This window comes from Allorhizobium sp. NPDC080224, assembly GCF_050281005.1.
Taxonomy (GTDB): Bacteria; Pseudomonadota; Alphaproteobacteria; order Rhizobiales; family Rhizobiaceae; genus Allorhizobium.
Genome location: NZ_JBNNWJ010000001.1, coordinates 1,274,340 through 1,299,037, shown reverse-complemented (window position 1 = coordinate 1,299,037; position 24,698 = coordinate 1,274,340). Strand labels below are relative to the sequence as shown.

Below are 24,698 nucleotides of genomic sequence, written 5' to 3'. Positions count from 1 at the left end.
CCTCGCCATCCTCGGTCAGATACACCTCGATCTCAAAGCGCGTCATTTTCGCAGTGTACGCCAGAGCATACACTTTAGGAAGACGATTCGGATGACTGTTCTAGAAGGCAAGCTGCAAGGGATGCGGGTCCGCCTGCCCGCCTGCGCCTCAGCTCAGCGGCGTCCAGGTGCCGTTCGAGTTGCGGCAAGCCGCGCCGCGGGCCTGCAGCTCGCGGCCGCTGCGATATACCTTGTGGGTGAACTGGCGGCAATTCTGCTGGCCGACCTGATAGGGGGCAGCTGCGACGACTTCGCCGCGCACCTCACCGCCTGCCCAGGTCACGGGCTGGCCACCGGGGGCCGCCTCCAGCGCGCGGTATTCCGCTTCGAGGGCCCGCTGCGTCTGGCTGCGCGACAACTCGACGCCCGTGCGCGAGACAATGCCGCCCTGAAGCGCCGCAATATAGACGGCGGAATTGGCTGTCGCCGTGCGGCCGCCGCTCGAAGTGGTGCAGCCCGCAAGCGCGAGCGACACGAGGCCAGTGGCTGCAAGTATCCCGAAGTGCTTCACACCCATCAGACCGTTCCAAGTCCCGTCGATTTCTGTCGTCGAGGCCGACCTGTTCGCGCGAAGCGGTTGACGGCCTTCGACCGGCTCAAGGCCGTCTTATACACCTATGTAATTTCACAGGAAAATCAATCACGCAGTGTCCTTGGTCACAGCTGGAAGGATCAACTGTGCGCGAAGCCCCCCAATGCCGGCGCGCGACAGGCCGAAAGACCCCTGATATTCCCCCGAAATCTCCTTGACGATCGACAGTCCGAGCCCCGTACCGGGCTTGCTCTCGTCGAGCCTTCGGCCGCGCTTCAGCGCCTCGCCGATCTGGTCGGGAGCAAGCCCCGGCCCGTCATCCTCGACCACGATCTCGATCCAGCCGCGCCGGCCGTCGGTCACGTCGTCGTCACGGGTTGTCATCACGGCCTTGGTGACCACCTTGGTGCGGGCAAAGCGGGAGGCGTTTTCCAGAAGGTTGCCGATGACCTCCTCGACATCCTGCTGCTCCATCGCAAAGGTGAGGTCCGGCGCGACATCGAGTTCGAAGAGTATATCGGCGTTCAGCTTGCGCATCACCCGCGCAAGCCGCTCCATGACCGGCTGCGCCTCGGTGCGGGCCAGCACACTGTCGCGCTGGGCGGCAATCCGCGCCCTGTTCAGATAGGAGCTTACCTGCGCCTGCATGGCCTCGGCCTGGGTCGCGATGACTTCGGCTTGGTTCTTCTCCAGGGTCCGCGCCTCGTTCAAAAGCACGGCGATCGGCGTTTTCAGGGAATGCGCGAGATTGCCGACCTGCATGCGGGCCCGCTCGACAATGCGGCGGTTGCTGTCGATCAGCGCGTTGATCTCGTTGGCGAGCGGCTGAACCTCGCTCGGGAAATCGCCTTCTATCCGCTCGGCCTCGCCTCGCCGGATGCGCTCCAGCGCCCGGCGCGCGCGGTCGAGCGGCTTCAGGCCATAGAGGATGGCAAGACCGTTGACGATCAGCCCGCCAATGCCGACCACGGCGAGCGCGGCGTAGAGACGGCTGGTGAAAAAGGCGATCTCGTCCTCGACCACCTGCAAATTGCCCGACACCCGGAAGCGTGCCGCCCGTCCCTGGTCGTCGAGCACCACTTCGGTTTCGGCAACGCGGATGTGGTTGCCGACATCATCGGTCATTTCGTAATAGCGTTCGTAGTTCTGGTCGAAAGGCGTCGCTTCCACGTCGGGAACGGCAAGGTTCGCGACCCCGAGCGAGGCGGAGGCGAGCGGTGCCGTGGCATAGTTGCCGAGCGGCTCGACCAGCCAGTACCAGCCCGTCGCGGGCTGGGAGAACCTGAGGTCACCCAGCGCCGGCGAACCGGTCAGGCTATCGCTGTCGCCGATCGAAACGGAGTTGACGACGTTATAGAGCTGGGCACGCAGGAGATTGTTGAAGCCGCGTTCGACGCCCTGACGATAAAGGGCTGAAATCGCTACCGCAATTGTCACCAAGGCCAGCGCCGACCAGAGCGTGGCAAGGATCAGGACGCGCGCAGTGAGCGAGCGGATCCTCATTTCGCCGGGGCTTGGATGCGATAGCCGAGGCCGCGCACGGTTTCGATCATGTCGACACCGAGCTTCTTGCGCAGACGACCGACAAAAACCTCGATCGTGTTGGAATCGCGGTCGAAATCTTGGTCGTAGAGATGCTCGACCAGTTCGGTGCGCGATACGACTTCGCCCATGTGATGCATCAGATAGGACAGAAGCCGGTATTCGTGCGAGGTGAGCTTCAGCGTCACGCCTTCAACGGTCGCCTTGGAGCTCTTTGTGTCAAGCCGCACGGGTCCGCAGACGATCTCTGAGGATGCATGGCCTGCCGCCCGGCGGATCAGGGCGCGGATGCGGGCAAGCACTTCCTCGACATGAAAAGGCTTGGTGACATAGTCGTCGGCGCCTGCGTCGATGCCGGCCACCTTGTCCGACCAGCGGTCGCGGGCCGTCAGGATCAGCACCGGCATGACACGGCTTGCCGCACGCCATTTCTCCAGCACCGTAATGCCGTCCATCTCGGGAAGGCCAATATCGAGGATGACGGCATCATAAGGTTCGGTCTCGCCGAGGAAATGGCCCTCCTCGCCGTCGAAAGCTTTGTCGACGACATAGCCCGCTTCCTGCAGGGCCTCGACCAGTTGGCGGTTCAGATTGACATCGTCTTCAACGACGAGAATGCGCATGCGTTTACCCCTCGGTGCGGAGAGTTTCAGGCCCGGTACAAGGTCACTCTGCGACCCGCATGGTGACCTTACGCGGCCGTTCGTTGCCGTTGCCCGGCACGAGCACGACGATCACGCATTCACCGCCCGATTCGTGCACGGAAAGCAACTGCCCGCCGACTTCAGCGACCACGCGTTCCGCGGCTTGCCTGCAATCCGCCGCCACGGCATCGCCTCCCGTCGCCGGCAAAGCCGCCACGGTCACGGCCAATGCCAGGCCCGTGTATTTCATGAAAGATGCCATTGCTGCTTCTTCTTGGATGACGTCCACTTTGGCAAATTATGTACCGCAAGGCGTCTGAATGGCAAATGAATGCGTGGCGAGAGGGTAGAGATCATGCCCGTCCTACCGTCATTTCTCCCCATGTATCAGTGTCTGTGATCGACCGGTCAGTTCGCCCAGACGCTTCTCAGCCCTGGCGCTGGATGCAGCTTCGAGGAGTTGCGGCCAGTTGTCAGGCGGATTGCCAACGTCGAGCATCGCTCGAAACACTGCGTAGGCATCGCTGCGCGATCCATAGCTGCGCAACGTGTTTGCATCGTTGACCCAGGCAAATACTAGAACGCGCGCAGCCGAATTGTATCGAAAAAACAACCGAAAGCGCCCATTGCCGAATTTCGCCCGAAACCAGTGTTTGCGCTCGGATCCCAGGGTCCCGCCCTGCCGAAAGACAGGCAAGGTTGGATCAGCCGGAATGCTCTCGAACACGAGTTTTTCCAAGGCGGCCAAAAGCTTGAAATTGGCACCACTTTTGAACGTGTCAGGCTTCTTCAGCGCCTCATTCTCTACAGCCAGGGTCAGTCGTTCGAGCTGGTCGAGAAACAAGGGATGCGCCCGAATGATCCAGCCCTTGACCGTGTCCATGTCTCAAAGCTCGACATCGCCGTCGATGGGAGCGTCGAGGTCGACATCGGCGCCGTGCGTGAGTGCAGCGATGCGATCACGAAGCCCGGCAGGAAGCTCGACAAAAGCATCCCCCGGACGAGCGGTCATATCCTTAGCAAGGAGATCAAGAAAACCCTCCAAGGCCGGATCGTCCTGCTCGTCATCGTCCCGCTCGACATAGACCCTGTTCTTTTCGTCCAGGCTGAACGCGATGCGCCCGCCGTAACCGACCCCAAGCGCCTCTCGAATTGGCTTCGGGATCGTGGTCTGTCCCTTGTCGGTGATCGTGCTCACCTTGCGTAAAATCTTGTTCATCGTGCCGGCCCTATTTGGCGACACAAAGTAATGCAAATTCCTTACTTGGTAAAGATCGGCACAGGATGCCCTCACCCACCCACACCCTTCGTCGCCGTCAGCCGGCCGTAGAGCGCGAGCAATCCTCCGACCGTGCCGGCAAGCGCCGTCAAGGCCTCGGCGATTTCCGCCTGCTCGGCGCCGCCGAGTTCCAGTCCGGCCCGGCCGAGAAGCGGGGCGGCAATGGCGATCAGGGCGCCCCAGACGGTCTTCGACTGGTACCAGGGTTTCATCTCCAGCATGTCATCCTCCTGTTGAATGGTTTTCAATCGACGGGAACCAGCGCCTCGAGCGGCATGCCCGCTGCCAGGCGGCCGAGTTGGCGGATGCGAAGGTCAAGCGCCGTCTGCGGCACGCCGAAATCTGTCAGTTCATCGGCACCGGCATAGGTCCAGGCGGGCTTGGCCACCTCGACCACCCGAAGCACGGTGCCACCATCAAGGATCTCCAGCCGGTAGCGCTCCTCCGCCTCGTCGAGCGGCACCTCCCCGTCTGTCCATGCATCGGCCTCGATGCGGCCACGCCTAATCCAGCTGATCGCGAGATCGCCGGCGGCCTGCCGCTGCACCTTCGCATGCACCGGCGAAAGCGGCGTCTCCGCCCGCAATCCGCCGGCAAAGACATGTGGCCCCGAAAGCTCCGTCACGAGCCCCATCGGCTCGAGGATCCAGTTCTGTGCGGCCCCGCGTTCGGCATTTACGAGCCCCAGCGGCCGGACCGCTTCGTCGAGAGCCACGATCTCGGCCCCGGCTGCGGCACCGGCCGCCATGGCGTCCTCAGTGCCGCCCAGCCCGCGCAAGAGGCCCGTCAGCCGGAAGCGTCCGACCGCGATCTCCTCGGCCTCGACAAAGCCGATGACCTCCCAGCCGCCGGTGCCGGTCCGGACCGCGATCCGGTTCGCGCCGGAGAGAACCGCCATGCGGCTCGCCGAGGCAAAGGCTCCGCCGAGCACCTCGACCACCAGGGCATTCGCCCCATCGAAGCGCCCGACAGGGCCCGGGAGGAGCGGCTCCACAAGCCGCCCAAGGGTCGCCGGCCGATCCAGCGTCAGCCGCAGCCGATAGCCCTCCTGTTCCGGAGAGCTCGATACCGCAAGCCGCCGCCAGGGACGGCCAAAGGCCGTCACACTTGCGTCACCGGCATGGCTTGCGCCCTCCAGCCTCGGCAGATCGAGAAACTGCACGACCGGCGCAAAGCCGGCCGCACCGCCACCGTCGACCACCCGTCCGGGTTCAACCACCGGCACGGGTGCGGAGACCTTGCCCGCGAAGGCCCTCAGCGTCAGACGCCGCTCGAAGCCCTCGTCGATGCCCTGCACCAGAAATCGCCCCTCCGGTCCTTCGGGAAAACGCAGCACGTCACCCGGCTCGATCGCGATCTCCTGCGGCCCGAGCGCCAACTGAACCGTGCGCCGGGCCAGCCGGTTGTCACGCAGCCAGCCTTCGGCGGCGGCAAGTGCTGTCTCTTCCGGCATCGCCGCCGGCAGGTCGCGGGCCAGTTGCCGGTCGGTCGCCGCCTCCACCTTGCGTGAGCGCACGCTCGCCTCGACATAATCCGCCGCCGGATCATAAAAGGTCACCAGCGCCTCGGAGGCAAAATCGCTGTCATGGCCGCGCGTCTCGCTCCACAGCGGACGATCGGCGATATCGGCGAGGACCGTGATCTCGCGGGCAGCCAGGCTCGCCGTCGGTCGGGTGCGGAATTTCAACCGGCCTGCATCCTCGATCACGTCGATCTGGAACAGGTCGAGCAAAGGCTCGATCAGGTCGCGCGCCGAGGTCAGATCCCCCTTCACATAGCCGCCGAGATCGCCCGCCACTTCCGATACGTCGAAATCGGAAAAGCCATGATCCCTGAGGATCGCCGCAATCGTGTCGGCCAGTGTCGCCGTACCCAGCCGGCCATTCAACCAATGCCCCGTGCGCCAGTTCGATCCGTCTGCCCAGAGCGCCATGTTCTGCGGAAAGGCCGGAAAGGGCCGCGCGTCCCAGGTCCAGGCATAGACATGCGACGGATCCACCATGCCTGACGGGAGGAAACTGCCGGTCCAGTGAGCAAGATGAGCCTCCAGAAAGCGGCGCTGCTGGCTGTCGCTGCGCGCACCCGCCGAGAAGTAAGGCCTTCCGCTCTCGGCCGATTTGGCATCGACGAAGATGTTCGGCTGGTTCGCCCCCTTGTCGACCGCGCCGCAACCGACCTCGGTCATCCAGAACGGCTTCATCCGGGGTATCCATACCGTCGGGCTTGCCTGCTCGACGCCACCGATTCGGTTGAAATGCTGGTTTTCCCACCAGGATTTCAGGTCCTTGAACCTGAAGACCCAGGGCTTGCCATAGGCGCCATCGGTGATCGGCGTCCGCACCCGCGCCCGGCGATCAGCCTCGCTGGCATAAAACCAGTCGAAGCCCTCGCCCGATGTCAGCTGCCGCGCAAATCCCTCCGCATCGTTGATGCCGGTGAAACCATCCGGGCTTTCCGCCTCGAGATCCTCGTCGCGCCAATCGGCGAGCGGCATGTAATTGTCGATACCGACGGCGGTGACGTGAGGGCTCGCCCAGAGCGGATCGAGATGGAAGAAGACATCCCCCGAGCCATCCGCCGGCTGATGGCCGAAATACTCGGTCCAGTCGGCACCATAGGAAATCGCCGTCGAACTCCCGAGCAGACCCCGCACTTCACCGGCGAGCGCCACCAGCGCCTCAACGAAAGGAAAGGCATTGGCCTCGTCGCGCAGAGCAGTCAGTCCGCGTAGTTCCGAGCCCAGCAGAAAGGCATCGACCCCGCCGACAGCAGCGGCGAGCGCCGCATAATGCAGCACGAGACGGCGATAGCCGTCACCGCGATAGACGAAGCTCGAGACCTGCGCCCGCGCCGAGGCCGTCTTGTCGCTTCCGGGCGGATAGGCCGTGATCCGCCCGCGCCAGGGATAAGCCGCCTGCTCGGCCCCGCCATAGGGGTCGGGCAAGCCGTTGCCTGAGGGAATATCCATCAGCACGAAGGGGTAGAGCGTCACCTTCAACCCGCGCGCCTTCAAATCGCGGATCGCCTCGATCACGCTTTCGTCGCTCGGCGAGCCGCCATAGGCCGGACCACCGCTGTGGCGCGACACGACATAGGCATCGCCTCTACCGATGCCCGCGACACTCCAGGGCCGGCTCTCCTCGTTGCGGTAGCCGACCTCGACCCCCGGCAGCACCCGGCAATCGCCGGCGCGCAAATCCGTGCCGAACCAGGCCACCACCAGAGCCACGCTTTCGAGATTGGGGCAAAGCGCCTGCAATTCGTCCAGCGAGGCCTGCCAGTCCGTCGCTGCAACAAGCGTGTTGCGGTTCAGCCAGCGTTTCGCGCCCTCGCTCGGCGCATCCGAGACCCGGACCGTCGCGTAGCCATGCTCCGTCGCGCCGGGGATCATCGTCACCGCCCGGATTTTCTCCTCCAGCGCCCCGACGGGTCGGATGACCTCGAACTGGATGAGTGGAATCCGATTGCCGAAATCATCGAGCGGCAGTCGCTCCAAGACGACATAGGCAAGCCCGCGATAGGCCGGCGCATTGCCTGCCCCTTGCTTCGCTGCAATCAGCGGATCGGCCGGCTGGCTCTCGGTGCCGCGATAGACGCGCATCTCGATTTCGGTCGTGTCGAGTTCGCGCCCGTCCGCCCAGACCCGCCGCACGCCCGCAATCGGCCCCTCGCAGAGCCCAAAAGCCAGATTGGCATAGTAGCGATAGGTCGTGGTACGCGTGCCGCCGGAAGATTTCCCCCCGGTCCGCTCGGTCACCGTCTCTTCCTCGAAGCGCGTCGCCCAGATCAGCGTGCCGCCGAGCCGCGCGGTGCCGTAGAGCCTCGGAATGACAGTGCCTTCGCTGGCACCCGATATGCGCGCCGCAGACAGCCGCGCGCCGTTCACCTCACGCGTGCCCGACAACAGGCTCCGGTCGATCATGCTGCCGGCAAGTGCACCCGCCGCCTGGCCGATCGCCGCTCCGACCGGCCCGAAGACAGAACCGAGGGCAGCACCCGCCGCCTGCAGAAGAATGGTCGCCATCTTCAGATCCTTTCGGGGAAGCGATAGATGCCGGCAATCCTGCGCCGCCAGGCCGGCACGAGCGCCGAGAGCGTCACCGCCGATTGTTCATAGGCATGGATGAAGGCATCGGGCGGCCGTTGATCGCACGCGCACGTCTCCGACAACCGTGCCCCGTTGGCGTCCATCGCACCGCCACCGCCTTCCGGCGACAAGTAGGCCAGAATGCCCGCATGCTTCGCCGCCAGATGCGGCCGAAAACGAAACAGCACGAGATCCCCCGCCCGGCTCTCCGCAAAGGACGCAACCGCCAGAAAATGCCGCCCGGCCGCCTGGATCAACCGCTCCTCGCCCGCCCGCTCCGCCCAGTCGGGCTGATACGCCGGCACAGCCTCGGGCTCTTTGCCATAAAGCTCCCGCCAGATCCCGCGAACAAGCCCGAGACAATCGCAGCCCACCCCCTTTACCGATCCCTGATGCCGATAGGGCGTGCCGACCCAGGTCCCGGCAATCGCCAGGACGGATGTATTGACGGACATGGGGAGGCTCCGTTTGGGCGGTTGGATTGGGAAGCGGTGGGATCGTGCGAAAGGCATCCGACGCCATGGAGGCGAAGAGCGAGCAACAGCATTTCCCCTCACCCTGAGGTGCCCTCGCCCCGCGAGGGCCTCGAAGGGTCGAGGTCAGATCTGCTGCAGAATCCTGCGAGGCTCCCGCTCTGCCGGGCTCCTCAGGATGAAGCCCGCCTCCTCGCGAGAGGCCCCTTCAACCATCACCAAATCCGTATTACAGTGTATTACGCTTGTACCGGAGGATCACGATGACCAAGCCACCTCTATCTGATCCGATTGCGCTCCGTATCCCCGAGGATGTCCTCGCCGATATCGACACGATCGCGCAGGCGACCGAGCGCTCGCGCAGCTGGGTTATCGTGCGTGCGCTCAGAACCTACCTCCAGCAGGAGGGGGCGGAGATCCTCGCCTATCGACAGGGCCTCGAAGAGGTGGCCGCCGGCGACGTGGAGGACATCGACCAGGTCCTCAAAGACCTTGAACGCATCGCATCCGACAAGGTCGCCTGATGCGCGTCGTCCTTTCGAAATCGGCAGCAAGCTGGCTTCGAAAGGAAATCCGGTATCTCCAGCAGAGAAGCCCGGCGGCGGCGAAAACCTTCATCGCACGGATCTCGGACGCGAGGCTCGTGCTTGGCGCGCATCCTGAAGCCGGCCCGGTTGCCAGAAGCCTGCCCGTTCCAGGCGCCAGAACCTTGGTCATCGGCGACTATCTGCTCGACTACGTTATCGAAGCCGACCGCATCGTCATCGTCACGATCCGTCACGGACGCATGCGACCTCCGGATCTGCCAGTAGACGCCGACTTTGAGGATTGAGGCGCAGAACCTTATCGTCTGGCGGCCCCTAACTCTTCCCCTCACCCTGAGGTGCCCGACCTCGTCGGGCCTCGAAGGGTCGAGGCAAAGAACTGTATCCTTCGAGGCCCCTGCACGCAGGGGCACCTCAGGATGAGGGCAGGGTAAAAGCAGCCCTCACCGATACAACACCCCGCCGTCATGGGTGCTGTCTCCGGTGACATAGGAATAGGCGAAGTCGCTGCCCGGCATATGCGGAAAACCGCGGAAATTCAGCGGGTTGCCAAAGATGGCTCGACAGGTAGCAAAACTCTTGTCACAGCCGACTGTCAGCGTCACGGCATCCCCTTCGGCCGGTCGCGCCTCAAGCGGCAACCAGAGCCTCAGCGTCATCAGCCCCCCCACCACAGCGCTACTCTCCTCGATCGCCAGCCGCTTGCCGGCGAGAGGGCCGTCGTCGAACCTGACATGCCCGAGCCGGAAATGCCCCTCGCCCAGACCCGACAGGCCTGAGACCGTCAGCCGGTCGGCCGCGAGCACATCTGCGATCACGCCGGAGACCCTGCGGTTTGCCAGGCTCATATCCACCCGGCACCTGTCATCGCCGAGATCGGCGTCGCAGCGCCTGTTATAGATCCGCCCCTCCGCCTGCTGCAGGCGATGGGCGAAGCTGCGAAGCTCCGCCGAAAAGCCCGGTCCTGCGCGGCTCACCTCGCCGATTTCCTGCACCGTAAAAAGCGCGTGCTGCTCCATCGGTTCGTGCCAATTCACCAGGAAACACTCGACCCGCGCACCGTCGAAACGCCCGGCGGCGAGATCGGCTTCGGTGATCGCCTCGCTCGAAAAGCCACCGCGCACCTCGGCACCAGGCGCCGCAAGCCCGCTCGCACTGCTTGCCTCGGTCGCCGCAAATCCGGTGCCCGGCTCGAACACCGTGCCGGCGAAGACCAGCCGCTGGTCGTGCTCGGTAAACCCCAGTTGGAAGCCATCGCGGCAGGTCACGCGCCACGCCCGGCAGAGCGTCGTCTCGCCGGTCGCGATATGAGCGGCGAGCGCTTCAGGAAGCCGTCTCATGGGATCACCTCGATCAGCGGAATGGAGGGAATGCGCCCGGCCCGGAAGGCCTCGAGATCGATCTCGATCCGGTGGGTATCGAAGCGCACGGGCACGTCATAGTCGAAACCCGCCCGGATCTCCGCGCCCTCTCCCGGCACATGACCCGCCGCAAAGGTAACCATGCCGGTGGCCGCATCGACGGAAAACCCACCCGTCTGCTCCACCCCGTCAAGCGCTACCCGCACCGATCCCGCCACCGGCTTCACCACCGGCCGCCGCTCAACCGCCGCGCCATCGCCGTAGGTCTTCAAGAGCTGGAACCTCGCGGTCTCGCCGTCGCCCGCCCCGATCCACTGGTCGAGCGGCGTTATAGCCTCACCCGGCCGCGCCGAGGAGCAATCCACCGGATCGCGAAAGCGAAACCCATGCAGCTGCCCGCCGCGCGCCTCGAAGAATTCCAGCACCGCGTACAGGTCGGCGACCGAGCGCACCGCGGTGCCGACATCATAGCGGCGCCTCGAAAACCGCCAGCGCCGATTGCGCGCCTCGCGGCCATTGGAGAGCGAAACGATATCCGTCTGCCGCCCCGGCCCACCGCTCATGGACAGCGACAAACGCAGCGGGAAACGCTGTTCGTGAAAGGCCATGACGGGCTCCAGGACATAGATCGAGGCACGCCCGCTTGGGACGCCTCATGATGTGCTGACGGATTTTTGTAGGGAAGGGATCGGAGCGATCAGCGAGAACTGCTGTTTGGTACAATTGTCAGATAACCGGCCGTCATCAGCGCCGTGTGCAACGAAGAGACATGCAAGGCTTGCTCCAGTAGTCCGGTCACGATCCACTCGAGATCGCCGACCAGGCTCTTCAGTTCCACTGTCATGCCCTCTTCGCCAGTGTCCAGGTTTGGTGAAGTGATGCGCACGGCACCCAGGGCGAGGAAGGTATGAAGTCTGTTTGTCTGTAAGGCAGGATTGGGAAAGCGGGTGGCGACCAGATTGAAATGCGGGGCGGTGTAGCCGGTTTCCTCCAGCAGTTCGCGCCGCGCGGCCACCTCCAGATCCTTGTCTAGGTCCTCTACCGCCCCACCTGGCAACTCAAGGAAAGTCCGCCCGGCAGCATGTCGATATTGCCGCGTTAGGACCAGATGCTGGTCTTCGGTGATGGCAACAATGTTCACCCAGTCGGGATAGGAGAGCACGTAATATGGAGCGATCTTTTGTCCTTGAGGCGTCTCACATGTCTCGGCTCGCAGATCGATCCAGCGATCCTTAACGACCTGCTGACTCTGCCGAACTCTCCACTTCGAATCCACGCGTATCTCCCTGCGAAACGACTGATCGTAGACCCAACTTCCGTTGTCGTACAACCGGTCATTGCATGGCAGGCTTGGCGCCGATCGGCAGCCCAAGGCGCGCGTGGCGCCCCTTGGAAAACCGGCCACAACCATCTACATTGAAAGCGGAAAACATCTACATGGAGCCGCCATGGCCATCAACGTCAACAATCCGGAAGCCGATGCGCTGACGCGGCAGTTTGCCGAGATGGCAGGCGTCGGCATCACCGATGCGATCGTGATCGCCATGAAGGAGGCGATCGAACGGCGCAATCGCGCCGAAACAGCGCTTGAGACGGCCGCGCGCCTCAGGACAAAACACCAGGTCGTGCTGGCGGAACAAGCCCGGAGCCCCCTTCCCAGCGCGGTCTTCGATGACATGTGGGGCGACAACTGATGTTCGTCGACGCCTGTGCAATCATCGCCCTTTTGTCCGAAGAGCCGGAAGCACCGCGCGTGTCCGATGCGCTCGCCTCCGCCACGCGGCCGTTCACATCCCCGGTCGCGGTCCTCGAAACGGTTCTCGGTCTCGCCCGCCCGGACAAGCTCGATCTTCCGGTACCTGCGGTTGAGGCCCTGGTGACGGAATTTCTAGAAGCCCGCGGCATCGACATCCGCGATCTGCCGCCAGCCGCAGACACGGTGCGGCTCTCCTCGGAGGCCGCCCATCGCTTTCGCCATGGCCGCCACGGCCTGAACCTCGGCGACTGCCTGCATTATGCCTGCGCAAAATTCCACGGCGTCCCGATGCTTGCCACCGCCGACGAGTTTCGCGCCACGGATCTGGAGGTCGTCGCCTGAGTGCAGGTCGGTCTGCAGACCGCGTTTGCTTGATTGCAGCTTCCGACGCCGGCCGCCCTTTCCTTCTCCCCGCCTGCGGGGAGAAGGTGGCCCGCAGGGTCGGATGAGGGGCAAGCCATTCCCTACTGCCTACTGCCTACTCGCTCCCCACTCACATCCCACGCCGTCCGCGCCCCACGGAGCGCGCCAGCATGGCCGTGATCTGCCCCTCGCTTCTGGCGAAACTCGCCGCGTCGCTTGCCGTCACCTGGAAATGGATGACCGTCGTGCCACCGCCGCCCTCAGCCGCCACCCCGAGCGCACCGTCCGCACCGCGTTTCAGCGGCAGGATCGCCTCCGCCCCGGCCTCGCCCATCAGCCCGGTCCCACCGGCCATCGGAAAGTAGGTGGGCGCCGCCACCACGCCGCCCTCGGCAAAGGGCGTGACCCGTCCCGGCACACCGCCTTGGGCAAAGGCGTTTACCCCGCCTCCGGACAGCGCCGATCCAAACCCGGAAGACAGGCTGCCGATCAGGCTGCCCGCCGCATTGCCGAGCATTGTCTCGAGCGGCTTCAGGCCTGAAGACAGCGCAATATCGGTCAATCGCAATCCGACCCCGCGCAACACCTCCTCCAGCCCCTTGCCGCCTGTCGTCGCGCCTTTGAGCGCCGAGGTCAGCGCCCGGCCGAAACTCGTCGAGCGGCTTTCGAGATCGTCGAGCACGGAAAGCGCTGCCGCCGCATCGAGGTCGACGGCGACCGAAAGTGTGTCGTCATCGGTCATGGAAATATCCTTTCATCACAAGCATCAGCGACCCGCCCGCGCATCGCCCTTTCCCCTCCCGCTGAAGAACCCGCGAAGCATAAACGCTCAAGGGCGAGGCCACTTCCGACTGCACCGCGCTTGCGTTAGACTGCGGCAGGGAGAACGAAAATGAACCGTATGCAATCGCTGATCGCCGAAAGGCTTGAACCTCGACACGCCTTGGCCGAGCGAGTTGTAGCAGCAATCGTGCGGGAGGCCGGTTCAGGCGGCATCGTTGTAACGCCCGTCGGCTCGCTGGCCCGAGGCGATTTTCGCATCCACTCTGATGTGGATCTTTTGGTGCGCGGTCCGTTATCACCCACGCGTCGCCTGCGGGTCGAACAAATCGTCGCCTCGCACTTGCGCGGAACCGATATCGCCTATGATTTGCTTTTCGAAGCTGATCTTGATCCTGCCAGGGTGGAAGAGCTCCTGCATGATGCCGTTCACGCTCGCTGAATTCTCCAGACTTTCTCCAAGGCTCGACCGTTGCGAACGGGAGCTTGGACAGCTGAGCGATTTCTTCGATCGCCACAGAAGGGATGTTCTGGCAGGAGATTGGGGCGCCGTCTCCGCTGTGTCTCTCGGCGTCCACAACGTCTACAACGGGATCGAAGACATTCTCATGAGCCTCGCGCGCGATCTCGATGGATCAGCCCCAAAGGGGACGACCCTTCATCAGGATGTCCTCGACCAGATGGCCTCAGAACTGGCGGGGCGCAGACCTCCCCTGCTGTCGCCTGACCTTCACATACAGCTCACAGAGCTCAAGGGCTTTCGCCACCTCGTTCGGCACAAGTATGGTTTCGATCTCCAACCCGAGAAAGTCGTCGACAATGTCGAGCGCCTGCAGCGCGTGTACCCGTCCTTCTCGCAGAGACTGATAGCACTGCACGATCTGCTCGCAAGTGACAGCTCCTCACTCTGAAGAACTGTCGACGAGTGAGGGCGTGAAGTCCGCTTACCGGTCGCCGCCGCTCAATCCGGAAACTGCCGCATCAAAGCCTCCACCTCGCCACGCGACAGGCCGGCGGGCTCACCGAAGGCCCCCGCCATTGCCGCCAATTCCGTTAGGCTCAGGCCCCAGAAAACTTCAGGAGAAAGCCGCAGGCGGAAGAGACCGAGCGTCATCACCGTTCCCCAGGGAAACGGCCGCGCCTCTCGCCCGCCTGCGGCCCTCAAGGGGAGGTGCCGCCCTCGCCCTGTTCATCGCGAACCCGGCGCTCATCTGCCGACACACCGAAGGTCAACGCCAGCAACTCGCCCACCAGTTTCGCTGCACCCGCCACGCCGCCCTCGACCACCATATCGGCGACATCGGCATCCGAAACCCGGTTGCCCCCGCCGCGCAAGCCGCAGGCGAGTATGCGGGTCAGATCGGCGCTCTTCAGCCGGCCGCCGGCAAAACGTGCCGCGAGATCCGTCAGGCTGTCAGCCCCGAAAGCGGTCTCCAGCTCGGCAAGCGCGCCAAGCGTCAGACACAGAATGCGCCGCTCGCCGTCAATGACGCCTTCGACCTCGCCGCGATGGCGGTTGGCGCGGTTGACGGTCACCGGTTCGCGCATGTCGCGATCATAGCCCCGCATGACCACCTCACAGTGCCGCGAAGGAAACGGCACCGGCCGATTCCAGCGCGATCTCGAAGGTCACCTCGCCGTCATGATTGCCGGCATAATCCAGCGCCGTCACCTGAAACGGCGCCGTCACCGTGCCGAAATCCGGGATCACCACCTGATAGTTGAGGATGGAGCCGGCAAAGAAAGCCGCCCTGATCAGCGCATCGGACGCTGCATCCTTGAACAGGCCGGAGCCGGTGAGCCCAGCCCGCCTGACACCCGCCCCTTCCAGCAGCTCGCGCCAGCGCCCGGCACTTTCACTATCGGTCACATCGACCGATTGCGCATTGAAGGCCAGCCGCCTCGCCCTCAAGCCCGCCACCGTCACAAACCCCGCCCCTTCCTCGACCTTCAGCAACAGATCCTTGCCCTTCTGCGCGCCCATGGCGTCTCTCCTTTGATGATGTCCGTGATTGTTTTCGGGCGAGGCGCCGACGGCGCCGCATCTCCCCCTTGAGGGGGAGGTCGCCGCAAAGCGGCGGGTGGGGGTGATCTTCGCCAGAATGGGCACGGCCAGAAGCGGCGTCACCCCCCTCAAGGGGAGAGTGGCAGCGGCACACCCATGCGTCCCCTCACCCTGAGGTGCCCGGCAATGCCGGGCCTCGAAGGGCCGAGGCCACCAACAAGACGGATGCTTCGAGGCCCTCGCCTGGCTCGGGCAGCTCAGCATGAGGACCTCGTACTGGGCACGCCCTAACACGCGCACACCCTAAGATTTTACCCTATCGCCCACCCTACAACCGGCCTAGAAGAAAACCCCCGCCCCGAACTATCCGCCTGAGTCTCCCATGAACATGCCCCGCACCCTCCTCGTCGCCGCGCTTGCGGTCTCGCAGATCCTCGGCTGGGGCACGACCTATGAAATGCCGGCCGTCTTCGGCCGGGCCATGGCGTCCGATCTCGGACTTGCCAACGAGACCGCCTTTGCCGGGCTCACCGTGATGATGCTGACAATGGCCTTTCTCGGACCCTGGACCGGCCGACTGATCGCCCGCCACGGCGCCTCGAAGGTGCTCGCCATGGGCTCGGTCCTGATGGCATCAGGCCTTGCCATGCTGGCGCTGTCCACCGGCATCGTCACCTATGCCGCCGCCTGGCTGATCCTCGGAGCTGGCGGCTCGTTCGCGCTCACCGTGCCGGCGTTTGCCGCCGTCGTCGAGCGCGAGGGTCACGGCGCCCGCCGCGCCATCGGCATCCTGATGATTTTCACCGGGCTGTCCTCGGCGGTCTGCTGGCCGCTGCTGACGCTGGCCGGCGAGGCCTTCGGCTGGCGCGGCGCGCTGCTGGCAGCAGCCGCAGCACAGCTATTTCTGGCGCTGCCGATCCATCTGTCCCTCGGCCGCATCGCGATCGCCCGCTCGGCCGAGGACCTCGCCGCGGATGCCCGGGAGCCGCTGGAGTTGAGCCGTCGCATGGCGACGATTGCCTTCCTGCTGATTGCGCTCTCGACCTCGCTCGCCAGCCTGATGACCTTCGGCCTTTCGCCGCAGCTCCTGCATATTCTCGAACTCTCCGGCGCCACGCCGGCTCTGGCGCTCCAGCTCGGATCGCTGCGCGCCGTCTTCGGCATTGCTGCCCGCGCCTTCGATCTGGTGCTCGGCAAGCGCTCCTCGCCGGTGACCACCGGGCTTGCCGGCATGGCCATGCTGACGGGTTCCACCCTGCTTCTGATGTTCTCGTCCGGCACGCCGTCGAGCCTGCTGATGTTCACCGCGCTCTACGGCTTCGGCTCCGGCGTCACAACGCTTGCGCGCGCCACCCTGCCGCTCGCCTTTTTCTCCGCCAGCCGCTTCGCCCGCCAGTCGGCGCGCCTCGCTCTGCCGCAAAACCTCGCCAATGCGACGGCCCCCGTCCTGATGACAGCCGTCATCGACCGCGCCGGCATCGACGCTGGCCTCGTTCTCGCCACCCTCTTCGCCGCCACCGGCTTTGCGGCCATCCTGGCGCTGGCGGTGATTGCGAAGCGGGGAAGCAAAGGCGCGGTCTCGGACACCATCAGCCCCTCATCCTGAGGTGCCGGGCAAGGCCCGGCCTCGAAGGATCGAGGCCACACAGAAACTGCTACCGGATCCTTCGAGGCCCGCGCGTTACGCGGGCACCTCAGGATGAGGTCACACCTAGAGCCGGCCTCATCTCACTCCACCACCGCCCGAAACCCCGCCTCGGCCACAAACAGCCCCGTCTTCACCTCGCGCCGGCTCACCGTCCGACGATGGCGAAAGTTGACCAGTCGAAACCCATCGAGCATCTCGGGCAACCCGTCCGCCACTCGCATGAACTCCGCCACCAGCCCCTCGGCCTCACGCCGCGACACGGCACTCCAGGCCTCAAGCGTCAGCAGGATCTCCGCGCCGTCCGCCTCGCCCGTCGAGAAATCCCGCGCCTCGACCGATCCCACCACCAGTGCCGGAAAGCGTTGCGGCCGGATCGTCCGGTCTGACAGTCCCTGGGGTCCGAGCGCCGCCATCAGTTCCACATCGGTCTTCACCGCCTGTTGAAGGCCCGCCAGCATGGCATTGACCGCATTCGTCATATTCCATTCTCCCGAGGCTGTGCCGTGCGACACCGACCGGCTCTTTCGTGACCCTCGCGCGCAACCGGTGTCCGCGCATCTCCCGTTAGCCTAGCGGCCCGTCTGCGCCTCATCGGTCACCCGGTTGTCGCGTCCGTCAGCGCCGAGTCCCGCAGTCGCTGTCTCATCCGGCTCCATCGAGCCCCCGTCCGCCGATGCCCGATTGCTCAGCTTCGCCACACGGACCGCCAATGCCCGCCGCAAGATGTCTGCGAGTTGCCTGCCCGTCTCCTCCAGCGCCACGCCCCGTGGCCCGGATCCGCGCCCTCGTCCTGACCCTCGCCCTTGTCTGGCGCCGCTACTCATCCCGTCACCTCGCGGCACAGCGCCAGCTGAAACCGGCCCGTCTCGTCGGGATCGCGCACCGCCAGGATCTCGAACACCCGCGCGCCTTTGCGAAATCGCTGCCCGGCCACGAGATGGCCAAGGGCCCGAACCGTCACATGATGCGTGACGGTCGCCACAAGCCCCGGCCCCTTCTCCTCTTCGGCAAAGCTGCGCGGCTCGACCAGCGCCCAGACACGGGCCAGTTCGACGAAGCCCATCGCTACCCCGCCCTGCCCGTCTTCCACCGCCTCCGGCCGCTCCAGCACCAGCCGCGCCGTCAGCCGCCCGGCATCGATATCCATCATCGCCATGATCAGAGCCCTCGCCGGCAATAGGGTGCAATCAGCCGGTCGTATCCCGGCGGCACCACCGCCGGCTGGGCCTCGGCCGCGACCACGCCCCGGCAGGCAAACATAGCGGCGACATGCAAAAGCATCGCCCGCTTCAGCGTCTCCGGTACATCCGCGCCGCTCTCGCCGAAGCCGGCGGAAAATTCCACCTCGATCCCGTTCATCGCCCGCCCCGGCTGCGGCACATCCCGCAACCAGAGCCGCGCCGGCCGCGCCTGCCCATCGAGCAGCTGCCCTTCAAGATCGACTGCCTGCGGTTCACCATCGCCGTCATAGACGGTCACTGCCGTCACCACCCGGACAGGCCCGCGCGCAATCGTCACAATCCCGTCCGCCGGCCAGTCGTCGAGGCAAAGCCGGAAATCCCTTGCCGCCAGCACCAGCCCCGTCTCCCGCTCCAGATGCTCGCGGGCAACGGTGGCAAGCGCTAGGAGCAGCGCATCCTCGTCCTCCGTATCGAGCCTCAGATGCGCCCTGATCTCGACAAGCGTCAGCGGCTCCACGGCGGGCGGAGTGAGTTCAATGATGGTCATGGGAGTTTCCTTGAAAGCGGATTGCAGGCGCACCCCTCACCCTGATGCGCCGGGCCACGCCCGGCCTCGAAGGGCGAGGCCACCTGATCATTTGGGACATGGGATGGTTCGAGGGGCGCTCCCCGCGCACCTCAACATGAGGGAGCCGAAGTGCTGGGGCGGGCCCACCTCCCCCCATGTGGGGGAGGTCCCGCGAAGCGGCGGGTGCGGGTAACCGAGCTTCCGACCCTCCCCCTCAAGGGGAGGGTCAAAAACTCACACCCCAAACTTCACCAGCTTGATCGCCTCGAAGTCCTGCACGCCACCGCCGACGCGCTTGGTGGTATAGAACAGCACATGCGGCTTGGCCGAATAGGGATCGCGCAGCACCCGCACTCCAACCCGATCGACGACCAGATACCCCGCGCGGAAATCGCCGAAGGCGATCGCCGTGGCATTGGCCGCAATCTCGGGCATGTCCTCGGATTCGGCAACCGGGAAGCCCATCAGCGAGGCCGGATCGCCGGCGCGGGCCGGTGGCGCCCAGAGATAGTTGCCGTCGGCATCCTTCAGCTTGCGCACCGCGCCCTGGCTGCGGCGGCTCATGACGAATGTGCCGTTCTGCCGGTGGCCCGCCTTCAGCGCATAGACCACGTTGATCAGCACGTCCGAGGCGCCGCTCGCCGCGAAAGCCCCCGCTGCCCCCGTCGAGACAGTGCCGATCTTGCCCCATTCCCAGGCGCCGTCATCCACCTGGTCGTAAGCCAGAAACCCCTTCGGCTTCAGCACACCGTCACCCGACACGAAGGCCTCGCCCTCCTGTTCGGCAAAGGCGATGTCGACTTCGGCGGCAATCCAGGCTTCGATGTCGACGGCGGCATCATCGAGCAGCGCTTGTGTTGCCGCCGGCATCGCATAGAGCTCCATGGTCGGGAAGGCGAGTTCGGAGAGTTCCGGCGTGCCGGTCTGGGTTCGCGCCGCCGTCTCAGCCACCCAGCCGCTGGCAAAACCTGCAGCCGCAAAGGGCTTCTTCAGCACGGACCCTGAGACCTGCCGCACCGTTGCCAGCGACCGGATCGGCGAGATCACGCGCAGCCTGCGGCCGATCTCCTCGTCCACCTGCGACGGCACTAGGTAGCCGCCATCGCCAGAGACCCCTGCGGAAAGCGCCTTCTGGTCGAGATCGCGCAGCGCCTGATCGTCGCCCCGTCGCACATAGGCCTCGAAGGCCGCCTTGTGTTCGGCGAGCCCCGCATCGTCACGACCGGGCCGCTCCAGCGCCGGGCGGCGCTTCTTCAGCACCAGTTCGTCGAGCAGCCGGCTCTGCTCGTCAATCGCCTTGTTGATCCGCTCGACCTTGTCGCGGGTGACGACATCGCTCGACAGCTTCTCCTCGATTTCGCCCAGCCGCTCGTCATTGGCCTCCTTGAAGGCCTCGAAAGCGCTCATGAATTCGGCAAAGGCCGAAGTCACCGTATCGGGTGCCGCCTTCACCTCCGGTGCCAGCCCGGCGGGAGCGCCCTTCCCCCGCTTGCCGCCGCGTCCACCTGCAGCGGCGACTGCCTGCCCCGCTTCGACCATCATGTTCTCACCTGCCGTCATCGCGTTTTCCATGTCGCTTATCCTTTCGTGAAGTGATTCTTCGCCATCGACCGGGCCGCCCGGCGCATCAGCCGGACGAGCTCGGTTTCCCTGTCGCGGTAGAACCGCCTGTGCTTGACATTTGAGACCCTGGCCGTCGGCAGCATGGGAAAGGTCACAACCGAAATCTCCCAGAGATCGGCCTCAAGAATCCGCCGCACGCCCGTCTTGCGGTCGCTCCTGGTCTTCACCGCGCGAAAGCCGATCGACAGCCCATCCAGCGCACCCGCCTTCATCAGCGCATGCACCTCGCGGGCGCGGGCGACATCGGTCGCCAGCCTGCCCTCGACATAGAGCCCCCGCTCATCCTCGCGGATCTCGGTCCAGCGACCGATCACCTCGGCCGGATCGTGCTGGTAGAGCATGCGCACACCGCCTGCCCCGCGCTTTGCAAGCGAGGCTGCAAAGGCCCCGGGCTCGATCGCGTCGCGGCCAAGATCGACCTCGCCGAACAGGCTCGCATAACCCGAAAACCGCCCGTCACCGGCCACGCCCTTCAGCGTCAGCCCGGCATAGCAAAACCGCGGCGCACCCGCCGTTTCCAAAGCCTGCATGGCTCGTCTCCTCGTGATGTTGATTGTGTCTCGCCGGCGCATTCCACCTGGCCCCCGGTGGGCGTTCGGCGGTGATCCGCTCTCCCCTCTTGTGGGCGAGATGTCCGCGCTTCGATGCAATCGACGGAGGACAGAGGGGGTGCCGTACCCGCCGCATCCGCCCACTTCCCCTTGAGGGGGGAGGTCGCCGCAAAGCGGCGGGTGGGGGTGATCGCGGCTGCGAGTGGAATGCTGAACCCAGAAGGAGGCGTCGAAGCCATCACCCCACCCCGGAGCTTCGCTCCGACCCTCCCCCTCAAGGGGAGGGTGGATAGCCGCTCCGCCCTTCCCCCTCACCCTGAGGTGCCCGCGCACCGCGCGGGCCTCGAAGGGTCAAGGCGACCGATTTCAACGAAGCGCGATCCTTCGAGACCCCTGCCTGCGCAGAAGCTCCTTAAGGATGAAGGCGTTCACCCACCCACCTTGTCCCCCGCCCGGCCCGTCAGCCGCACCAAAACACCAAGCCCCCACCAGGCGGTGAACGACGCCAGCGTCGCCCCGGCCAGCATGGTCTCCGCCGTCGATAGCTGCCCGTCGAGACCCAGCTGCCTCGCGCCCCACAGACCCGTCGGTCCGCCGAAGATCAGCCCGCAGGCGACGCCCGTCAGAAAACGCACGGCCGCCTCGCGGCGATGTTTGGGAAGCAGATAGACCAGCGAAATCGCGGAGCCCGCGACAGCACCGATCAGACGCGCGGAGGTCACCCCGCCGTCATGGCCGAAGTCAGTCATTTGTTCATCTTTCGCGGTTAGCTTTGGAATGAGCGCCGGCCGGAACGATCCCGCCGACAGGCTGCGGCCGGCGCTTCCTCTTCCTTGTCCGCACTCGTCGAGCGCTTCACCCGTCAGGCGAAGTGGGTGCAGATTGTCGAGTCCCTGGAATCGCTTGGCGGCGAAAGTTCACAGTCTGATTCCGCCGGTTGAATTGATGCATGAAGTTGCGGCCGGTCCTGCCTGGCCGGGCCTTGCGTCAAAACCGCATCGTCCGAAACGTCAGCGACACCCGCCGCTGTCGGGCAACTCGCAGACCGTCAATGACATCCGACAGCCGCGCGGGGATCGCATGCGTCCACTCACGCCGCGCCGGCCCGGCGAGCACCAGCAGCGAACGCGGCGGCAAATGACCGCCCGCGTCTCGCCACTTGAAAGGGATGCAAACCGCATTTCGCAGGCCGACAGCAGACTGAGCGAGGCAATCACCTCGCCGAAACACGGCTCACAATCGACATGCGCGCTGATCCCCTGCCCGGGGAGATATTCGTTGGCGATCACCTGGTCCGGCACGGCGGCGAAACGCCCGTCCGCCACCAGCCGCTCCGCCAGTCCCTGCAGCATGTCCGGCAGTGGCCCGATCCGGCTCTCCCCCGTGGCGCGCCTCGCCCGGTAGTCATAGCGATAGCCGAAATGCCGAACCCGCCGCTTCAGCTCTCCACTCCACGCACCGGCGTAGAGGAAGGCGATCAGCGCGGCTTCCTGCTGAGGGGTGATCCAGTCGGCGGTGAGACTGGCACCGGGTGGCAGCTAGGGCTGGGTCTCCATGGGCGGGTGTCCTTGTCGGTCGAGTGGGCATCTTAGTGGGAAATACATACCCCGCATCCGAGTGATGCTAGGGTATTGCCAAGAGAACCGATCGCCTCACTTGCGAAATCTGAAGTTTAGGCGGCTTGCGTTCGCCTAAGCCTTCGATTTCGCTGTCTCCCACACAGAGAAGGAGAGGGAGCGCGCCGCCAGCCGCATCGACACCTCTCCCCCTTGTGGGAGAGGTTACAAAATCGAGGGCTTAGCCCGATCAGGGCTAAACCTCAGATTTTGTTGGTGAGGGGATCCGTGCTTGTGGCACAACCAACCCCTCAATACCCCACCGCCTCGCGCTTCTCCTCGTCCGTCAAAAATGCCGCCGCCCCCACCCGCGCCCAAAGCGCATCGCGTTCCGCCGAAAGCCCCGCAACCGTATCGAGATCCGGCACCAGCCGCAGCCCCTCGCCCGTAAACTCGCCCAGAAACACCGAAAGCGACGCCCCAGTCCGCGTCACCAGCGGCAGCACGGTCAGCCGATAGAAGGCGCGGTTCGCCTCCTGGTAATTGGCATAGGTGTTGTCGCCGGGAATGCCGAGCAGCATAGGCGGCACACCGAAGGCGAGCGCGATGTCGCGGGCAGCCCCATTCTTCGCCTCGACGAAATCCATGTCCTTGGGCGAAAGCCCCATCGACTTCCAGTCGAGCCCGCCTTCCAGCAAAAGCGGCCGCCCGGCGCGCATCGGGCCGGAATAGCCCTCGTCGAGCTCCGTCTTCAGCCGCTGATACTGGTCGGCCGAGAGATTGCCGCCCTCCTTCGGCTGATAGACCAGCGCACCTGATGGCCTTGCCGAATTGTCGAGCAGCGCCTTGTTCCAGCGCCCCGCCGCATTGTGCAGATCGAGTGCCACTTGCGCTGCCGCGAGCGGCGCAAATCCCTCGTGGTCGTCGAGCGGATGAAACAGCTTCAGATGCAGGAGACCATCGAGCGCGATCCGCCTGGCCCTGGTGCCGGCGCGATAGTCATAGGCAGACGGCCAGCCGTCGGCTCCGGTCACCACGCTCACCCGGTCCGGCCGAAGCAGATGCAACTCCGCCGCCCGATCAGAGGCCCGCCCGCCCGCTGCCACCGCCTCGACATAGGCATTGCCCGAGAGCAGCAGCTGGCCATAGAGCGTCTCGAGAAAATCCGCCCCTGTCATCGCCCCGTTCGGACGCGCCAGCAGCTGAAGCGCCGGATGCCCCTCCCGCTCGACCGCCGCCTGATAGGCAAGGAACCCAATGCTGGCAGCGGCCTCAGACACCATCCGCACACAGCGATGCGCGACCGGGTTTTTCATGAAGCCTTCCCGCGCAAGCGCCGCGTAATTTCGCCCTGTCCAGCGCGCCTCGCCCTCGCCCGCAATCAGCGCCAGCGCCGTCCCGGGTCGCGGAATGAGCGCCTTTTCTTCAGGCACGGAGGTTCGATCCCGGGCTTGCGCCCAGGGCAGACGGAAGGGGAGTTTCATGGTGATGTCCTCTGGAATGGAGGTCGAAACACGGGTAGCGCGGCAGTGCTCGTCAAAACACCAATCCTGCGCTATAGTCTTCCTATGAGTTCAAAAGCGAAAATCGGTGGTGTGGACGAGAGGCGGAACAGCGATGGCCGCAAAGCTGCTATCGCGCCTTCCGATGGCGTTACCCTGAAGACCGCAAAGCCGATCGCATCCACGCCGGATCTCGACGAATTCGTCCAAGACCTGCTCGTCACCGACAAGATCATCCTGTATCATCTGGCCAAGTGAGCGCATAAGCGAGCCCCTCTGGATTGCAATCGAGGATGTGATTGCGATCAACAGACGGTTGCTTCTCGGCTCTTCGGAAAACCACTTTCTGCGGGACCGATTCGCCCTCGAAGGCGCCCTTCACCGTCCGCGGTTCCAGGCAGAGTATCGCCAGATATCATCTGTCTCCTGGCTCGCCTGCTGCATCATCCAGTCGATCGGCAAGGCACATGCCTTCGAACAGGGCAACAAGCGGACAGCCTGGCTTTCCGGCCGCTATTTCATTGCAGTCAACGGCTACCGTTTGTCTCTCGATGCAGAACAGCAGGAGCGCCTGAAATACGGGATCGAGGACCTGATCATCGGGAACGACGACCCCTCTCTGCTCGCGGACCGGTTGGAGCCCCTGCTAAGCCCGGCCTAAGA

33 protein-coding genes are annotated in these 24,698 nt (G+C 64.8%); 9 read left to right on the top strand and 24 right to left on the bottom strand.

The window, feature by feature from the left end:
* Nucleotides 1-148 precede the first annotated feature (148 nt).
* The 9 genes from ACQKP1_RS06485 to ACQKP1_RS06445 form a co-directional block, all read right to left on the bottom strand.
* Entirely contained in the window at nt 149-556 is a 408-nt protein-coding gene (locus tag ACQKP1_RS06485) for a hypothetical protein (protein WP_427274643.1), read from the bottom strand.
* Nucleotides 557-679: 123 nt separating this feature from the next.
* Entirely contained in the window at nt 680-2,074 is a 1,395-nt protein-coding gene (locus tag ACQKP1_RS06480) for an ATP-binding protein (protein ID WP_203014119.1), read from the bottom strand.
* Nucleotides 2,071-2,736: a response regulator transcription factor gene (locus ACQKP1_RS06475; RefSeq protein ID WP_006727294.1), complete on the bottom strand. Its 666-nt coding sequence runs from the start codon at nt 2,734-2,736 to the stop codon at nt 2,071-2,073. Before ACQKP1_RS06475 ends, ACQKP1_RS06480 begins: the two co-directional genes overlap by 4 nt.
* Before the next feature lie 43 nt (nt 2,737-2,779).
* Entirely contained in the window at nt 2,780-3,019 is a 240-nt protein-coding gene (locus tag ACQKP1_RS06470) for a hypothetical protein (RefSeq protein ID WP_203014115.1), read from the bottom strand.
* Nucleotides 3,020-3,127: 108 nt separating this feature from the next.
* Complete coding sequence (locus tag ACQKP1_RS06465; protein WP_427274642.1) at nt 3,128-3,640, bottom strand: type II toxin-antitoxin system YhaV family toxin; 513 nt, start codon at nt 3,638-3,640, stop codon at nt 3,128-3,130.
* A gap of 3 nt (nt 3,641-3,643) precedes the next feature.
* A complete protein-coding gene (locus ACQKP1_RS06460; protein WP_203014111.1) occupies nt 3,644-3,976 on the bottom strand; it encodes a type II toxin-antitoxin system PrlF family antitoxin in 333 nt (110 codons plus the stop codon).
* Nucleotides 3,977-4,047: 71 nt separating this feature from the next.
* A complete protein-coding gene (locus ACQKP1_RS06455; protein WP_203014108.1) occupies nt 4,048-4,257 on the bottom strand; it encodes a hypothetical protein in 210 nt (69 codons plus the stop codon).
* A 23-nt stretch (nt 4,258-4,280) separates the two neighbouring features.
* The gene (locus tag ACQKP1_RS06450) at nt 4,281-8,060 is read right to left on the bottom strand and encodes a baseplate multidomain protein megatron (RefSeq protein ID WP_427274641.1); all 3,780 of its coding nucleotides are present in this window, start codon (nt 8,058-8,060) and stop codon (nt 4,281-4,283) included.
* Between the two features lie 2 nt (nt 8,061-8,062).
* Complete coding sequence (locus ACQKP1_RS06445) at nt 8,063-8,578, bottom strand: NlpC/P60 family protein (protein WP_203014102.1); 516 nt, start codon at nt 8,576-8,578, stop codon at nt 8,063-8,065.
* Nucleotides 8,579-8,859: 281 nt separating this feature from the next.
* On the opposite strand from ACQKP1_RS06445, the gene ACQKP1_RS06440 reads away from it, so the two are divergent.
* Nucleotides 8,860-9,120 (top strand): CopG family ribbon-helix-helix protein, encoded by a 261-nt coding sequence (locus ACQKP1_RS06440; protein ID WP_427274640.1) that lies wholly within the window; start codon nt 8,860-8,862, stop codon nt 9,118-9,120.
* Nucleotides 9,120-9,428, top strand: a complete 309-nt coding sequence (locus ACQKP1_RS06435; protein ID WP_203014098.1) for a type II toxin-antitoxin system RelE/ParE family toxin — start codon at nt 9,120-9,122, stop codon at nt 9,426-9,428. Before ACQKP1_RS06440 ends, ACQKP1_RS06435 begins: the two co-directional genes overlap by 1 nt.
* Before the next feature lie 156 nt (nt 9,429-9,584).
* Here the strand turns inward: ACQKP1_RS06435 and ACQKP1_RS06430 are convergent, their stop codons facing one another.
* The 3 genes from ACQKP1_RS06430 to ACQKP1_RS06420 all read right to left on the bottom strand — a co-directional run bounded on the left by ACQKP1_RS06430 (nt 9,585) and on the right by ACQKP1_RS06420 (nt 11,778).
* Complete coding sequence (locus tag ACQKP1_RS06430) at nt 9,585-10,481, bottom strand: DUF2163 domain-containing protein (RefSeq protein ID WP_427274639.1); 897 nt, start codon at nt 10,479-10,481, stop codon at nt 9,585-9,587.
* Nucleotides 10,478-11,110: a phage distal tail protein, Rcc01695 family gene (locus ACQKP1_RS06425; protein ID WP_427274638.1), complete on the bottom strand. Its 633-nt coding sequence runs from the start codon at nt 11,108-11,110 to the stop codon at nt 10,478-10,480. The genes ACQKP1_RS06430 and ACQKP1_RS06425 overlap by 4 nt, the downstream gene beginning before the upstream one ends.
* An 89-nt stretch (nt 11,111-11,199) precedes the next feature.
* The gene (locus tag ACQKP1_RS06420; RefSeq protein ID WP_427274637.1) at nt 11,200-11,778 is read right to left on the bottom strand and encodes an NUDIX hydrolase; all 579 of its coding nucleotides are present in this window, start codon (nt 11,776-11,778) and stop codon (nt 11,200-11,202) included.
* A gap of 172 nt (nt 11,779-11,950) precedes the next feature.
* Here ACQKP1_RS06420 and ACQKP1_RS06415 point away from each other — a divergent pair, with 172 nt between their 5' ends.
* Together ACQKP1_RS06415 and ACQKP1_RS06410 are read left to right on the top strand one after the other, a co-directional pair.
* Complete coding sequence (locus ACQKP1_RS06415) at nt 11,951-12,196, top strand: type II toxin-antitoxin system VapB family antitoxin (RefSeq protein ID WP_427274636.1); 246 nt, start codon at nt 11,951-11,953, stop codon at nt 12,194-12,196.
* The gene (locus tag ACQKP1_RS06410) at nt 12,196-12,600 is read left to right on the top strand and encodes a type II toxin-antitoxin system VapC family toxin (RefSeq protein ID WP_427274635.1); all 405 of its coding nucleotides are present in this window, start codon (nt 12,196-12,198) and stop codon (nt 12,598-12,600) included. Before ACQKP1_RS06415 ends, ACQKP1_RS06410 begins: the two co-directional genes overlap by 1 nt.
* 151 nt (nt 12,601-12,751) lie before the next feature.
* Here the strand turns inward: ACQKP1_RS06410 and ACQKP1_RS06405 are convergent, their stop codons facing one another.
* Complete coding sequence (locus ACQKP1_RS06405; RefSeq protein WP_203014091.1) at nt 12,752-13,363, bottom strand: phage tail tape measure protein; 612 nt, start codon at nt 13,361-13,363, stop codon at nt 12,752-12,754.
* A gap of 150 nt (nt 13,364-13,513) precedes the next feature.
* On the opposite strand from ACQKP1_RS06405, the gene ACQKP1_RS06400 reads away from it, so the two are divergent.
* Together ACQKP1_RS06400 and ACQKP1_RS06395 are read left to right on the top strand one after the other, a co-directional pair.
* A complete protein-coding gene (locus ACQKP1_RS06400; protein WP_427274634.1) occupies nt 13,514-13,843 on the top strand; it encodes a nucleotidyltransferase domain-containing protein in 330 nt (109 codons plus the stop codon).
* Nucleotides 13,821-14,312: a hypothetical protein gene (locus ACQKP1_RS06395; protein WP_427274633.1), complete on the top strand. Its 492-nt coding sequence runs from the start codon at nt 13,821-13,823 to the stop codon at nt 14,310-14,312. Before ACQKP1_RS06400 ends, ACQKP1_RS06395 begins: the two co-directional genes overlap by 23 nt.
* A gap of 50 nt (nt 14,313-14,362) precedes the next feature.
* On the opposite strand, the gene ACQKP1_RS06390 is transcribed toward ACQKP1_RS06395, so the two are convergent.
* From ACQKP1_RS06390 to ACQKP1_RS06380, 3 genes are read right to left on the bottom strand one after another with little or no spacing between them, the layout of a single operon-like run.
* Nucleotides 14,363-14,566: a rcc01693 family protein gene (locus ACQKP1_RS06390; protein ID WP_203014085.1), complete on the bottom strand. Its 204-nt coding sequence runs from the start codon at nt 14,564-14,566 to the stop codon at nt 14,363-14,365.
* Nucleotides 14,563-14,970, bottom strand: a complete 408-nt coding sequence (locus ACQKP1_RS06385; protein ID WP_427274632.1) for a gene transfer agent family protein — start codon at nt 14,968-14,970, stop codon at nt 14,563-14,565. Before ACQKP1_RS06385 ends, ACQKP1_RS06390 begins: the two co-directional genes overlap by 4 nt.
* A gap of 7 nt (nt 14,971-14,977) precedes the next feature.
* Complete coding sequence (locus ACQKP1_RS06380; RefSeq protein ID WP_427274631.1) at nt 14,978-15,385, bottom strand: phage major tail protein, TP901-1 family; 408 nt, start codon at nt 15,383-15,385, stop codon at nt 14,978-14,980.
* A 403-nt stretch (nt 15,386-15,788) separates the two neighbouring features.
* On the opposite strand from ACQKP1_RS06380, the gene ACQKP1_RS06375 reads away from it, so the two are divergent.
* Nucleotides 15,789-17,012: an MFS transporter gene (locus ACQKP1_RS06375; RefSeq protein ID WP_427274630.1), complete on the top strand. Its 1,224-nt coding sequence runs from the start codon at nt 15,789-15,791 to the stop codon at nt 17,010-17,012.
* Nucleotides 17,013-17,134: 122 nt separating this feature from the next.
* On the opposite strand, the gene ACQKP1_RS06370 is transcribed toward ACQKP1_RS06375, so the two are convergent.
* The 8 genes from ACQKP1_RS06370 to ACQKP1_RS06335 form a co-directional block, all read right to left on the bottom strand.
* The gene (locus tag ACQKP1_RS06370) at nt 17,135-17,533 is read right to left on the bottom strand and encodes a DUF3168 domain-containing protein (RefSeq protein WP_427274629.1); all 399 of its coding nucleotides are present in this window, start codon (nt 17,531-17,533) and stop codon (nt 17,135-17,137) included.
* A gap of 341 nt (nt 17,534-17,874) precedes the next feature.
* Complete coding sequence (locus ACQKP1_RS06365; RefSeq protein WP_427274628.1) at nt 17,875-18,210, bottom strand: phage head closure protein; 336 nt, start codon at nt 18,208-18,210, stop codon at nt 17,875-17,877.
* A gap of 2 nt (nt 18,211-18,212) precedes the next feature.
* Nucleotides 18,213-18,782, bottom strand: a complete 570-nt coding sequence (locus ACQKP1_RS06360) for a head-tail connector protein (RefSeq protein ID WP_427274627.1) — start codon at nt 18,780-18,782, stop codon at nt 18,213-18,215.
* Nucleotides 18,783-19,037: 255 nt separating this feature from the next.
* Nucleotides 19,038-20,375: a phage major capsid protein gene (locus ACQKP1_RS06355; protein ID WP_427274626.1), complete on the bottom strand. Its 1,338-nt coding sequence runs from the start codon at nt 20,373-20,375 to the stop codon at nt 19,038-19,040.
* A gap of 5 nt (nt 20,376-20,380) precedes the next feature.
* Nucleotides 20,381-20,956 (bottom strand): HK97 family phage prohead protease, encoded by a 576-nt coding sequence (locus tag ACQKP1_RS06350; protein ID WP_427274625.1) that lies wholly within the window; start codon nt 20,954-20,956, stop codon nt 20,381-20,383.
* 449 nt (nt 20,957-21,405) lie between these two features.
* On the bottom strand, nt 21,406-21,726 hold the full coding sequence (locus ACQKP1_RS06345; RefSeq protein WP_427274624.1) for a DUF6107 family protein: 321 nt from the start codon (nt 21,724-21,726) through the stop codon (nt 21,406-21,408).
* A gap of 261 nt (nt 21,727-21,987) precedes the next feature.
* Nucleotides 21,988-22,338 carry an alpha-ketoglutarate-dependent dioxygenase AlkB gene (locus ACQKP1_RS06340; RefSeq protein WP_427276417.1) on the bottom strand — a complete coding sequence of 117 codons (351 nt, stop codon included), beginning with the start codon at nt 22,336-22,338 and terminating at the stop codon, nt 21,988-21,990.
* Between the two features lie 506 nt (nt 22,339-22,844).
* The gene (locus tag ACQKP1_RS06335) at nt 22,845-24,017 is read right to left on the bottom strand and encodes a phage portal protein (RefSeq protein ID WP_427274623.1); all 1,173 of its coding nucleotides are present in this window, start codon (nt 24,015-24,017) and stop codon (nt 22,845-22,847) included.
* Between the two features lie 111 nt (nt 24,018-24,128).
* Between ACQKP1_RS06335 and ACQKP1_RS06330 the strand changes: the two genes are divergently transcribed.
* Nucleotides 24,129-24,293 (top strand): hypothetical protein, encoded by a 165-nt coding sequence (locus tag ACQKP1_RS06330; protein WP_427274622.1) that lies wholly within the window; start codon nt 24,129-24,131, stop codon nt 24,291-24,293.
* Nucleotides 24,226-24,696, top strand: a complete 471-nt coding sequence (locus ACQKP1_RS06325) for a type II toxin-antitoxin system death-on-curing family toxin (protein ID WP_427276416.1) — start codon at nt 24,226-24,228, stop codon at nt 24,694-24,696. The genes ACQKP1_RS06330 and ACQKP1_RS06325 overlap by 68 nt, the downstream gene beginning before the upstream one ends.
* Nucleotides 24,697-24,698: the final 2 nt, after the last annotated feature.